We start from the raw sequence: 12,576 nt of genomic DNA, 5'->3' as shown, positions 1-12,576 counted from the left end.
AGGGCTCGAACCTGCGACCCGGTGATTAACAGTCACCTGCTCTACCGACTGAGCTATCTCGGAATATCTTTAACTATGGAAAAATTATAACATATTAAAAAAAAATGTCAACACCTTAAAAATTGCTAAAAGCGGGCAGACGACAAAAATTATAAAAATTTCGCTATTAAAAGAGTTATATCGTCAAACTGCGGCGCATCCGCTCTAAAATAAATCGTTTCATCGACTATATCTTTTAATAATTCGCTCGAACTGTCGTATTCGTTTTTAAGAATATCTTTTAATTTGCTCTCCCCGTATTCTTCGCTATTTTCGTTAAATGTTTCCGTAACTCCGTCCGTAAACATTACTATAGTGTCCGATTTTGAATAAGATATTTTTTTGTTTTTATACGAAGCGCTTTCCACAAATCCCAAAGGTTTTCCGCCGACATACATTTCGGTTATATAATCTTCGTTTACGGAAGCCTTTTTTACCAGATACTGCGGAATATGTCCAGCGTTCGAATAAGTAATCGTTTTATTTTTTGTGTCGACTATAGCCAAAAAGCAAGTGACGAACATGCCTTTTTTTGAATCGTAAAATATATGTTTATTCGTCTGTTCCAAAATTTTCGCGGGATTATCCATTTGGGAAGAATAAACTCTTAAAATGCTCCTCGTCATAACCATGAAAAATCCCGCGTTTAATCCTTTTCCAGAAACATCCGCTATAATTAACGCGTATTTTCCTTCTTTAAGTTTCATATAATCGTAAAAGTCGCCTCCAATATTTTTACTTGGAATGCTTGTAGCCGCCACATCGAATAATTTTTTATTTGGAAATTCTTTCGGAAGAATGCTCTTTTGAAGTTGTTCGGTATAATTAATTTCTTCGGTTAAAGATTGTTTTATTTTCGATTCTTCCGATAAAAACACATGCATATAATTTTCGGAAATTTGTTGAGCGAGCATTTCAAGAAGCATCAAATTACTTAAATTGAAAGCCTTATTTATGCTTCTTTCTGTCGCGCATAAAAATCCTATAATATCGTCATCCTTTCCGATTATCGGAGACGCTATAAAACTGTCTCTCGTGTATCTTAAAGTTTTATTTGGCTTAAATCTGTAATCTTTTGAAACGCTCACAGAATAAACCGATTTTCCCGTTTTTAAAATTTCTCCCAAAACATTATCTTCGGTAGTTATCACTCCATATTTAAGAACTTCTTCGTCAATTCCAATTCCCGCTTTGAATCTAAACATTCCGTTTTCGTCTTTCAAAATTACAGAAACTCTATGAGCCTCGAAAGCCTCGCAAACGATACTTATATTATTATTTAAAATATCTTCTATAGTTTCGCATTTATTTATTGAAACGGACATCTCGTATAAAGCGCCGACTTCGTAAGCTCTCGACTGCCCTTTATCGTAAGTCATTTTATTTATAAGAGCCAAAGAAACTACGCTTGAAAATAGCGACATTATAATCGTGTCGTTTTCCACAAATTTGCCGTCTTTTTTATTTATCAAAAATAACGCGCCTATATTTTTTTTTCTCGCTTTAAGAGGAACGAATAATATATTTTTTAAATCTTCTTTCAAAATTTCTTTTATAGGAATAAAAGCCGAATCGTCCTGCGGATTGTTGGAATATAAAGACGCCGAAGTTGTATAGGCTCGAACGGACAAAGGTTTTTCTCCGTCTATTATCGAGCCGAAAAATTTGCTTCCCAAAGCTCCTATTGACATTTCATAATTCAAATTATAAAGTTCTTGGTCTATCAAATATAATAAAATCGTATCTGTAAGCATTATGTTTTTTATTTCGGACAATATATTTACCAAAGTTTCTTCATAATCGCCGATATTGTTCATTTTTTTTATTATATCGGAAAATACTTCGAGTTGTTTTTCAGGCTCGTTAATCAAATCGTATATATCCACAAAAACCTCTTACCAAATTTTAATAAACGAATTAATTTCATTATATCATAGCATATTTTATAGTCAATATTATTTCATATAAATTATAAATTTTATAAGCTTAATAATAAAACCACCCAATCGTTTTTTCTTTTTCTATTTATAATTTTTAATCCATGCTCTCTTATTGCATTATTAATATAAGATTCTTTTTCAAGTAAAATTCCCGATAATATTAAACAAGAATTTTCTTTTAATAACTTTTTCAAATCCGACATTATTTCTATCAATATATCGGTTTCTATATTTGCGACTACCAAATCGAATTTTAAATTCATATTATTCAAATCTTTTGAGCTTCCAAAAATAACATTATCCAAATTTATATCGTTATATTTCGCGTTATCTAAAGAACAATTAACCGCATCGCTATCTATATCAACGGAAAATATATTTCTCGCTCCAAGTTTATAACTAAATAAAGACAATATTCCGCTTCCGCATCCAATATCGGCAATACTTTTTGTTTTTATATCGTTTTCTAAAGAATATTCGTTAATCGTTTCCAAAGCCAAATAAGTGGTTTCATGAGTTCCGCTGCCGAAAGCGTATTGTTTGGCAATATAAATTATCGGCTCTTCCAAATTGTTATAATAATCTTTATAATCTTTCAAATTAGGAACAATCGTTATATTTCCGATTTTAAAAGGCTTGAGATATTCCATATAAGAAGTTAAATATTTATCCGAATCGAGTTCTTTTATTTCGTAGGAATAATCTATTTCTAAATAATTTTTTATAATATTCAAATTATTTTCAAGTTTTTTATTATTTTCATTATATATATTTACTATTGCAATATTTTCTTTTTTGTCGTTTTTAGGATATTCGATATTATAACCCAATATATCCAATTTCCCGCTTTCAATAATCGCTTCCAATATATCTTCAAATCCAAAATCCACTTTAAAAGATAGAGAATATAATTTCATTAAAATTCCTTTTGTATTTATAACAATTCTATTATTTTATTAATATCTTTTATTTTTTCGTCCATATCTTTTTTATATTTTATTACAAATGCGTTATCTTCGACAGTTCCTCTTATCGCTTTAAAATCTTCTTCCATAACATTTCTATCGTCTATTCCGCAGCTAACCATTTTAGAAATATCGTATTCTTTTTTAGCGTCTCTATATAAAATGTCGTAAGAAGTTTTTAAAAGCGAAATATATTCATTTAATATTTTTATTATTATTTCTTTATTGACATTTTCTATAGAATATCTTTTTTTAATTATGTCGATAACCCAAGATTTTTCATCCGCATAATAATTATTATATAGATTTTCAAAAGCTTTTAATATATCTTCTATATCTTTTATTTTGTCGTTTTCAATATCTTTAATAATATTATCCAACCTTTCCTTTGCGCATATAAGTCCGCCAGCGTCAACCCATTCGTTATAAATTTTTTCGCATTTCAAATTTTCAATTATATCGTTTATATTTTTACAATTTTTAATAAAGTCAAGTAATTTACCGCATAAATATAAATCTATCGCAATCGAATATCTTTGAGAATATTTATCTAAAGAAGAGATTTTTATTATCATATTCTTATACATAACAAAATCGTCTTTGCCGTCTTTTATATCGTTTTTTATGTCTTTCAAAATTTTTTCGGCGTTAATCATTTTGGAAACGGTATAAGGACTGAAAACCTCGAATATAATCAAATCTTTTTTATCGCCCGTTCTTCTGTCTCTTTCAATCCATTTATTTTCGTCTCTCGTAAGCCCTACTCCAAAAAGATTGAGAGCGGGAATCAATCTCGTTTGATGATAGCCATGTTCGGTTATATAGGAAAATGGAAAATCCGAAGAATCCACATTATCGTAATGCGCTCCTATAACGGTGGAGAAAGCGCCGATTCGAGATGGCCAAAGTATATAAGAATTGCTTCCCGTTTTGCATCCTCTCTCCATAAAACCATGATGATAAGGTCCAAGTTTATACATATGATTGCTTTGATTAGTTCCGCTTCCAGCGTTAAAAAAAGAAAAATGACTCGCTATAAGCAAAGTCGCCTTATGATGAGTGACGGTATAAGGTCCCGCAAATATCGAAAACATCTCTCCATGCTCGCCTTCGCAATTTGCAAATAATAAAGAATCTTCGCATGAAAATTGTCTTCCCAATTTGACTCCCTCTCCGATAAACGCTTTTTTTATAACCGTTCCGTCCACTATATGCGCGCCTTTCAAAACTATGCAATCTTTTAATATTACGGAAGTTCCTATATATGAAGGAGATTCTTTTGCGCTAATTATTGTAGTATTGTTTATTTCGTCCGTATTTTCGATTGTAGTATAAGGGTCTATATGAGCGTTTTTTATCAATCTCGCGTTTATTATTTTAGCATGTTTTTTTATAAGCCCGAATTTTGAAATTTTTGAATAAGAATAATTTTCTATGATTTTATTTATTTTTTCCCGCATAACAAAATTATGTCTATACATAGCTACAATATAAGCGATATGAGAATTGAGCCTATTAAATATTTTTACGCTTCTTCCGTTTCCTTCCATAATCGGCGAAGTTTCTACTCCGTTTCCAAAACTGCTCTCTCCTTCCATATAAATTGCGCCCGCGTTTTCTATTATTACTCCGTCTTCTATTTCGTAATTTGCGATAAGCCTTCCGACATTATTTATATATACATTTCCGTTTATCATTACATCGATTAAAGTGGCTCTTGTGATTGAAGCCTCTACTTTAACTTTATTATGATAAGAAACATTTCCGTTAAGTTCTTTAATTTTTATTTTTCCATGAAACGAAACATCTTTTATTCTGTTTAAATCGACATTTTTTATAAGTATTTTATCCCAAGATTGAGAAATACATCCCTGACTTTTCAAAAATTCAATTTCGTTTTTCTTTAATTTTCTAAATTCTTTATCTTTTTTTGAGAATTTATAAGTCATTAGATATATTCCTTTCGTTTAACTATTTGATTTAATATTAGAGATTATAAATTATTTATTGATAAATGACAATAAATAAAATTCCTAATTATTATTAACTTATTAAAAAACAGCATCCTACATTTGTAATTGTTTTTGCTTCTTTTTTCTCGGTAGAAAAAGAAGTATATTTATCCTATAAAACCTTTTATACGATTAACCGCTTCTTTAAGTAAAGGCATATCTTGAGTGAGCGCAATTCTAAAATATCCGTCTTCGGCAAAAGCTATCCCTGGAACTACAGCCACTCCAGTTTTATCCAATAATTCCAAAGAAAAATCCAAAGAAGATTTTTTTGAAAATTTACCGTATCCGACAAATAAATAAAAAGCTCCTCGCGGTTCTATGATTTCAAATCCCAAATCGGCTAAATCTTTCGACATAGTCAAAGCTCGCTCTCTATAAATATCTCTGAATTCGGTTATAACGGGAAATTTTTCCAAAGCGTATTCGGCGATTGCGCAGGACAAAGAAACCATACTTCCCACATTATTAAAACTCGCGTTTAAAATATATTTTCTTATTTCCGCGGGCGCTATGCTGTATCCGATTCTCCATCCCGTCATAGAATGCGATTTTGAAAAACCGTTTAAAATTATAACTTTATCTTTTATCGATTCGTAAGAGGCAAAAGAAACGAAAGGATAAAAAGAAATTGCAGAATAAATCTCGTCAACCATTACGAAAATATTTTTTTTGGCGAAATACTCGGCAAGCTCGTCAACCTCTTCCTTTTTCAACATATAGCCCGAAGGATTTCCAGGATTGCTGAAAAGAATCGCTTTAGTTTTATTTGTCAAAACTTTTTCTATCGCTTCTGGTTTTATTACAAAATTATCTTCTCTCGTATCCAAATAAACCGCTTTCCCATGCGCTATTTTTATAATCTGCTCGTAAGGAGAGAAAAACGGAGTAGGAAGTATAACCTCGTCATCGGGATTTAATATCGTCTTTAATATTGAAGAAAGTCCTTCCATCGAACCTATATGCATCGTGACACAGTTAGCGTTTGTTTTCGCTCCGTAATATTTATTATAATGTTCCGCGACTAAAGTTCTTAATTTTTCGCCACCGCCAGCATGCGTATAAGTTAATTTATGAGTTTTCGCATATTCGCATCCGTATTCTATAAGTTCTTTCGGAGGCTGTAAATCTGGCTCTCCTATCGTAAGCGTTATGCTGTCTTTAATTTTTTCCGCTTTTTCCGTTAAATCTCTTATCAAAGAATAAGGAACTGATACAATATTTTTATTTAAATAGCTTTCGTTCATGATTTCTCCTTTCATTGAAATTCTTAAATTTAAAATCTATTAAAAAATTTTATTAATTTTATTTAAAAATAAAAAATTTATTTTCTCAAATCGTCAACTAATTTTGTTTTATTCGCAGTTTTTTCATCGACATTTTTTACGACTTTTGCGGGATTTCCAACTACAACTTGATTATCTTCCACATCCTCTATGACAACCGCTCCCGCTCCGATTACCGCGTTTTTCCCAATATGAACTCCCTCGATTATGACGGCATTTGCTCCAATGATAACATTATCCTCGACTATAACGGGTTTAGCCGAAGGAGGCTCGATTACTCCCGCCAAAACCGCTCCAGCTCCGACATGACAATTTTTGCCGACTATGGCTCGTCCTCCCAAAACTGCTCCCATATCAATCATAGTTCCCTCGCCTACTTCCGCTCCGATATTTATAATCGCTCCCATCATAATAACGGCGTTGTCTCCGATTTTTACTTTATCTCTTATAATCGCTCCAGGCTCTATTCGCGCGTTAATATTCAAATAATCCAAAGTTGGAACTCCAGAATTTCTTCTGTCGTTTTCCAAATGATAATATTCTACCATGTTTTTATTATTTTCCAAAATTGATTTTATATCTTCGTAATCTCCGACTATAAAATAAAAATCTCCAAAAGAAAAAACTTTAGCGTCAGTTTTTATATTTTCCAATTTTCCTTTTATATAAACTTTAACGGGCGTTTTCTTTTTGGAATTTTTTATATAGGCTATTATATCTTCAGATTTTTCCAACATATTCATTTTTATTTTTCCTATTTTTAATTTATTGTTTTAATTATTATTTTTAAATTTTAAATTTAAATACTCTATATAGTATCATGAAAAATAAAATTATGCAAATTGATTAATTTCAACTAAATCCAATTTTTTTTATTCTTTTAATAACAATATTTTTTTTAAGAAGATAATTTTTTATATCTCGCACTCGAATCAATTTTTCGTTTCCGTCAAGCAAAGTAATCAATATTTTATTTTCACCCATTATAATCAAATAATCTCCGTTTCGCTCTTCGCTTTCTTTTAATTTCTCTTTATTTTTAAGCAAATCGAACGCCGCTTTATCGTTATTCGTTTCTATTTCGTATAAAATATTTTTTGGGATGGTATTAATTTTTTTTAGATTAATCGTAATAAATTCAATTTTTAAAATATTTATTCCAATATGAGCGAGCAGATTATTTATTTTATTTTTTAATAAATCTATATCTATATTGTCGGTTAAACTAACTTCCATAAATTCCGCTTCGCTTTCGCAGGCAAAAGGAGTCGGCGGAGTGAAAGAAACTTTTTCAAGCGGATGAAAACCTTTGCTCAAAGATATTTTCGCTCCCGCAATTTTCAAGGCAGAAATCATAATTCGAGATAAATCATGCATTCCGAGTAAAGATGAAATTCCTTCCTTTTTGAATTTCGCAAATATTTTATAATTGACTGAAAAAACATCTCTCTTTTTCAAAGTCTTCAATTCTTCTTTCATTTCCGCAAAATTTTTATTTAATATTTCCTTTTTATATTTATGGCAGTAAGTTTTATAATCAATTCCGCAGTTTTGACAATTTCCCGTAAAACAATAATCGGTAAATTTTCCGTTTTGAAATCTTTCGTATTCTCTGCCTAAAAATTTTTGACTTATAAGAGTGTCCACGCATTTCCATGGAGTTTCTTTCTTTTTTGAAATTAATTCTTTTATCGTAAGTCCTTTATCTTCAATGACTTTTTTCCAAATATCGTATTTAAAATATTCAACCCAAGCGTCAAATCTCGCTCCATTTTTATATGCTTCGTAAATTATATCTCCGACAATTTCGTCTCCTCTCGATATTATTCCTTCGATTTCCGCCATTCTTGGAGGATGATATTTAATCGTAACTTTTGTTTTTCTGAATCTGTTTTTTATTTTTTCTATGCAAACAATCGCTTCTTCGTCCGTAAGCTGATTCAAATTTTCAAGCGGAGTATGAGGCTTTGGAACGAAAACATTTATCGCGGCGTTTATTTTTACTTTATTTTTTGACGCCTTTATCATTTTCTCCAAAGTTTCAATGATTTCGTCCGCTTCTTTGTCGGGATTTTCTGTAAAGCCAATCATGAAATAAATTTTTACCGTTTTCCATCCCATAATTTGAATATCGGAAAGAATATTAAATATTGCGTCTTCGTCCATCGATTTGTTTATTTTCTCTCTCAATTCATGGCTTCCGACTTCCAACGCGAATGTTAAACCCGTTTTTTTAAATTGCGCTATTCTATTTGCCGTTTCTTTATCGAAAGAATCTATTCTCAAAGAAGGCAGAGACAAAGAAAAGCCCTTATGCTCTCCCAAAGTTTGAAGATAATCAATCAAATCGAATATATTAGGATAATCGTCAGCCGAAAGCGAAAATAAATTCAAAGTTCCAAAACCCGTAGCTTCCAAAGATTCCATCGCAATGTCAATTATTTTTTCAATAGTTCTATTTCTAACGGGACGATAAGTTATTCCCGCCAAACAGAATCTGCAACTATGAGCGCAACCTCTCGCTATTTCAACCGAAATTCTATTTTGTATTCCTTCTAAAATCGGCACTAAAGGTTTTTTTACATAAGGCATATCGTTAATATTTTCAACGAATATTCTTTTCACGGTTTTTTTAGGATATTTCGGAATATAAGCGTATTCCAATTTTGACAATTCTTTTAATATATCGTCTTTTGTAGCTTTATTTTTTTTAAGATTATAAATTATATCGACAAAGTTTTTTATTTCGTAATCGAATTCTCCCATTAAAAAAATGTCTATAAAATTGGCAAGCGGAAAAGGATTATAAACGCTCGGACCTCCAGCGGCTATTATTGGAAAATCTTCTCCTCTCTCTTCTCTAAAAATCGGTATTTGACTCAATTCCAAAATCTGCAAAATATTCGTATAAATCAATTCGTATTGAAGAGTAAAACCTAAAACATCGGCGTCTTTCACTCTGCTAAAAGTTTCCAAAGTATATAGAGGAATATTTTTTTCTTTTAATAATTTTTCAAAGTCGGGAGCTACGGCGTAAACTCTCTCGCAGGAAGCGTATTCGATGGAATTTATAACTTCGTAAAGTATAGAAAGTCCCAAATTGCTTATCGCCACTTCATACAAATCTGCAAAAGACATTACAAATTTAAAATCCGCATTGGGCTTGATTATCGCGTTTATCTCGCCGCCCAAATATCTTGTCGGTTTTATTACATTGCTGGTTTTAAGGAGGTTTAACGCTTCCGCGTAGGCGCCTGAGGCAACATGCCCGCAGACGCGCCGACCGTGTCGCATATCGCCTATTTCATCTTTCAAATTATTATTCATTTATTCTACATCTTTTACTTTAACCATTAAACCCGCCGCTTCCAATAACGAAACTATATAAACTTTATCGTTGTCTTCTATGTCGATAGCCATGTTGCATACTCCGAAAACAGGCTCTGGAGCGGGACGAATAACGACTTCGATTCCAGCGTCCATTAAAACTTTTTCCGCTTTAATCAAATCTCTTGGCGTTTGTAAATAACAAAAACTTTTTACCATAATTTGCTTCCTAACGAGTTTATTAAATATTTTAAATCCTCTTTTTCAGTATATGGAGAAAACGAAAATCTTATAGCGCCTTCTTTACTTCCGTAAAAATTATGAGCCAAAAAAGCGCAATGAAATCCGTATCTGCATTCTATATTATAATCATTATATAGCTTATAAGTTAAATTTGCCATATTTATATCGTCATTTTTTAAGGTTATAGAAAATAAAAATCCCTGACATTTTTTATTTTTTGCCCATATAACATTATATTTATTCATACTTTCAATTTCTTTTATAGTTTCTATTAAATCGTCTATATTTATTTTCCAATTCGGTTTATTTTTCAAAGCCTCCAAAAGTCCTATTATTCCAACCGTATTTGGAGTGCCAGATTCGTATATTTCGGGGATGCTGTAAGGAGTTTCATATCCGTCTCCAAAACCTCCGCCAAAATAAGCTGGATTTAATATTTTATCGTTTTTAATATAAAATCCGCCAGTTCCAGTGGGACCTAAAAGCCCTTTATGTCCCGTAAACGCCAAAAAATCAATATTCCAATTTTCCGCTTTAATAGTATGAATTCCAACCGATTGGGTGGCGTCAACAAGCAATGGAATATCACCTATAGCTTCTTTGATTTTTTTAATCGGCTGAATTACTCCGCTTATATTACTTTCCATATTAACTATTGCCAATGAAATTTTATTTTTCGTATTTGATATTAAATTAGAAAGTTTTTCGATGTCAATAAGCCCGTTTTCAATTGAAGGAATCAATTGATATTCCACATTTTTATTTTTGCTTAATTGATAAATAGGTCTTAAAACGGCATTATGCTCGAGATACGATATTAAAATTTTTGTGTCATGCAAATCGAGTCCTATCAATATGTCGTTTATAGACCTTGTCGCTCCAGAAGTAAAAATAACATTCGAGCTATTTTTTACTCCCAAAATATTAGCCATCGACTCTCGGCATTCTTCGATTTTTTTTGTCGTTTCTTTTCCTCTTTCGGTATTTACTCTTCCGTAAGTTCCTCCGATATTCATAATGAAATTTGACATCTCTTTGGCTACTTCTTTTGGTTTTGGAAAACTTGTCGTAGAATTATCGAAATAATAAATTTTCTTTTTCATTTATAATTAAAATAAATAAAAAATTATATTCTTATAACCGCCGAAGCGTTAGCCATAGCCTCTATTATTCCGAGTAAATTTGTCTGCTCTTCCGCTTTTATATCGTTAAGTCCGTAAAATTTCACGCAAGTTCCGCAGAAAAACACTTTTATTCCCGCTTCTCTCAATTCTTTAAGCAAAGTTTTATAAGGCTCTTCGACTCCCAAAAAAACTCCGCCGTTATAACAATATAAAGCCTCTGGTTTTGGCGTAGCGTCTTTCAAAGCTCCTAAAAAAGCTTTCAATAATAATCCTCCAAGCTCTTCGTTTCCATGTCCCATAAATTTTTTATCGGCGACAGCGATTACTGGACCTGTAGATTTTTCCATACTTGCGGCGGATAATTCTTTATTCTTTTTGATTTTGAAATTCAATCCATCGTTTGCATAAGTTATTCCATTATTTTTAAGAAAATCGGTTATATTATGAAAAGCCACTTCGTCATCTATAAGAACTTCGATTTCTTCGTCAATACTGGCGTTCGTTAATGCGGTTTTCGTTAAAATTAAAGGTTTTGGGCATGGAATACCTTTTGCGTCTATTGTCTTCATAAAAAATCCTCGAATTAAATTTTTATTTAAATTTTCAATAGTTAAAATAATATATCAAAATAACTTTCTGTCAATAAATATATATTGTTTTTTATAATATTAAAAATTAGCCCCATGCAAAGATGCATGAGGCTGTTTAAAAAATCAAAACTTTTTAATCTTATTCTTACATTATACTCAAACTTACTTTAATAATAATTTTATAAAATTAATTTATTTCCCACGCTCCACTACCTACTGCATATGCTGCATCAACATTTATTTGAAATCTTGTATTTACTGGTTCGTATTCAGGATTGAAAGTAAAAGTAACAAAAAATGTAGCTACAGTGCCTTGAATATTTATATTGCTTATATCATCAAATACGGCAGATGAAATATAGCCTAGCGCTTTAACAGCAGCCTTTTGGAAACCATACCCCCCTTCCATTTCAGTTTTAAAAGTTTCAGGCTTAAGATTAACAGTATTGATATCGGTAGCTCTGCTGGAATTATTTTTAATTTCAATTTTATTTTCACTATAAGTAGTTGTAGTAGTATCGCTAAAATCGAAATCATAACCTCTCTCAACAGAATTGTTTCCAATTGCTTTAAATATTTGATATATTTCAGTATAGTCTAACTCTTTAGTTTTTATTAAATTAACATCGACATCTACCGTAGTAGTCGTATTATTTAAATTTGTCGCATCTGAAGTTAATTTTATCGATAAAACTATAGTAGATTTATCGCCTCTATTTGGTAATTTACCACCGATTGTTGCCGCATCTGTAACTTCCAATTCTTTTGTCGTAAGATTATATTTAATATCAGCTGTAGTTAATCCTACATCGATAGTTTCTCCTTCTTTGGTTTTTATCGAAGTAATTTCGGCTGCGCTAATATTTTGCTCTGAATCGAATAGTATATTTACTACTGAATTTGTCGTATTATCGACTTTAAATATCAAATCCGTAAAACTATTTGTATTTAATGTTGCAGTAAAATTAACACCATTATCGCCCGTATCCGTTTTAATGTCGTTTGTTTTTATCCCGTTATCAGGCGGAATATTGTTCGGGTCGCTGACAT

General features: G+C 31.4%; 10 protein-coding genes. All 10 read right to left on the bottom strand.

Annotated features, from left to right (window positions below):
• Positions 1-149: 149 nt before the first annotated feature.
• Positions 150-1,925 (bottom strand): GAF domain-containing SpoIIE family protein phosphatase, encoded by a 1,776-nt coding sequence (locus tag EZH24_RS01925; protein ID WP_137997453.1) that lies wholly within the window; start codon positions 1,923-1,925, stop codon positions 150-152.
• A gap of 92 nt (positions 1,926-2,017) precedes the next feature.
• Positions 2,018-2,896: a 50S ribosomal protein L11 methyltransferase gene (locus tag EZH24_RS01920; RefSeq protein ID WP_137997452.1), complete on the bottom strand. Its 879-nt coding sequence runs from the start codon at positions 2,894-2,896 to the stop codon at positions 2,018-2,020.
• 17 nt (positions 2,897-2,913) lie between these two features.
• A complete protein-coding gene (locus EZH24_RS01915) occupies positions 2,914-4,893 on the bottom strand; it encodes a DUF4954 family protein (RefSeq protein WP_137997451.1) in 1,980 nt (659 codons plus the stop codon).
• Positions 4,894-5,063: 170 nt separating this feature from the next.
• Positions 5,064-6,203, bottom strand: a complete 1,140-nt coding sequence (locus EZH24_RS01910) for a pyridoxal phosphate-dependent aminotransferase (RefSeq protein WP_137997450.1) — start codon at positions 6,201-6,203, stop codon at positions 5,064-5,066.
• Positions 6,204-6,280: 77 nt separating this feature from the next.
• Positions 6,281-6,985 (bottom strand): 2,3,4,5-tetrahydropyridine-2,6-dicarboxylate N-acetyltransferase, encoded by a 705-nt coding sequence (gene dapD, locus EZH24_RS01905; protein ID WP_137997449.1) that lies wholly within the window; start codon positions 6,983-6,985, stop codon positions 6,281-6,283.
• Positions 6,986-7,094: 109 nt separating this feature from the next.
• Complete coding sequence (locus EZH24_RS01900; protein ID WP_236847034.1) at positions 7,095-9,569, bottom strand: TIGR03960 family B12-binding radical SAM protein; 2,475 nt, start codon at positions 9,567-9,569, stop codon at positions 7,095-7,097.
• The gene (locus tag EZH24_RS01895; protein WP_137997448.1) at positions 9,570-9,788 is read right to left on the bottom strand and encodes a putative Se/S carrier-like protein; all 219 of its coding nucleotides are present in this window, start codon (positions 9,786-9,788) and stop codon (positions 9,570-9,572) included.
• Positions 9,782-10,915, bottom strand: a complete 1,134-nt coding sequence (locus EZH24_RS01890) for an aminotransferase class V-fold PLP-dependent enzyme (protein ID WP_137997447.1) — start codon at positions 10,913-10,915, stop codon at positions 9,782-9,784. Before EZH24_RS01890 ends, EZH24_RS01895 begins: the two co-directional genes overlap by 7 nt.
• Positions 10,916-10,938: 23 nt before the next feature.
• The gene (gene yedF / locus EZH24_RS01885; protein ID WP_137997446.1) at positions 10,939-11,505 is read right to left on the bottom strand and encodes a sulfurtransferase-like selenium metabolism protein YedF; all 567 of its coding nucleotides are present in this window, start codon (positions 11,503-11,505) and stop codon (positions 10,939-10,941) included.
• 208 nt (positions 11,506-11,713) lie between these two features.
• Positions 11,714-12,576 (bottom strand): hypothetical protein (locus EZH24_RS13950; RefSeq protein ID WP_161976089.1); only part of this gene is annotated, 863 nt, incomplete at its 5' end.

It is taken from the genome of Brachyspira catarrhinii (genome assembly GCF_005518285.1).
Taxonomy (GTDB): domain Bacteria; phylum Spirochaetota; class Brachyspiria; order Brachyspirales; family Brachyspiraceae; genus Brachyspira; species Brachyspira catarrhinii.
Note: the sequence above shows the minus strand (reverse complement) of the source record. Positions and strands in the feature narration are given on the sequence as shown.

What these genes read in the sequence shown, in the direction of transcription:
- EZH24_RS01895 (WP_137997448.1), bottom strand. Translation starts at nt 9,788, where the DNA reads ATGGTAAAAAGTTTTTGTTATTTACAAACGCCAAGAGATTTGATTAAA.
- EZH24_RS01910 (WP_137997450.1), bottom strand. Translation starts at nt 6,203, where the DNA reads ATGAACGAAAGCTATTTAAATAAAAATATTGTATCAGTTCCTTATTCT.
- EZH24_RS01915 (WP_137997451.1), bottom strand. Translation starts at nt 4,893, where the DNA reads ATGACTTATAAATTCTCAAAAAAAGATAAAGAATTTAGAAAATTAAAG.
- EZH24_RS01890 (WP_137997447.1), bottom strand. Translation starts at nt 10,915, where the DNA reads ATGAAAAAGAAAATTTATTATTTCGATAATTCTACGACAAGTTTTCCA.
- dapD (WP_137997449.1), bottom strand. Translation starts at nt 6,985, where the DNA reads ATGAATATGTTGGAAAAATCTGAAGATATAATAGCCTATATAAAAAAT.
- yedF (WP_137997446.1), bottom strand. Translation starts at nt 11,505, where the DNA reads ATGAAGACAATAGACGCAAAAGGTATTCCATGCCCAAAACCTTTAATT.
- EZH24_RS01920 (WP_137997452.1), bottom strand. Translation starts at nt 2,896, where the DNA reads ATGAAATTATATTCTCTATCTTTTAAAGTGGATTTTGGATTTGAAGAT.
- EZH24_RS01900 (WP_236847034.1), bottom strand. Translation starts at nt 9,569, where the DNA reads ATGAATAATAATTTGAAAGATGAAATAGGCGATATGCGACACGGTCGG.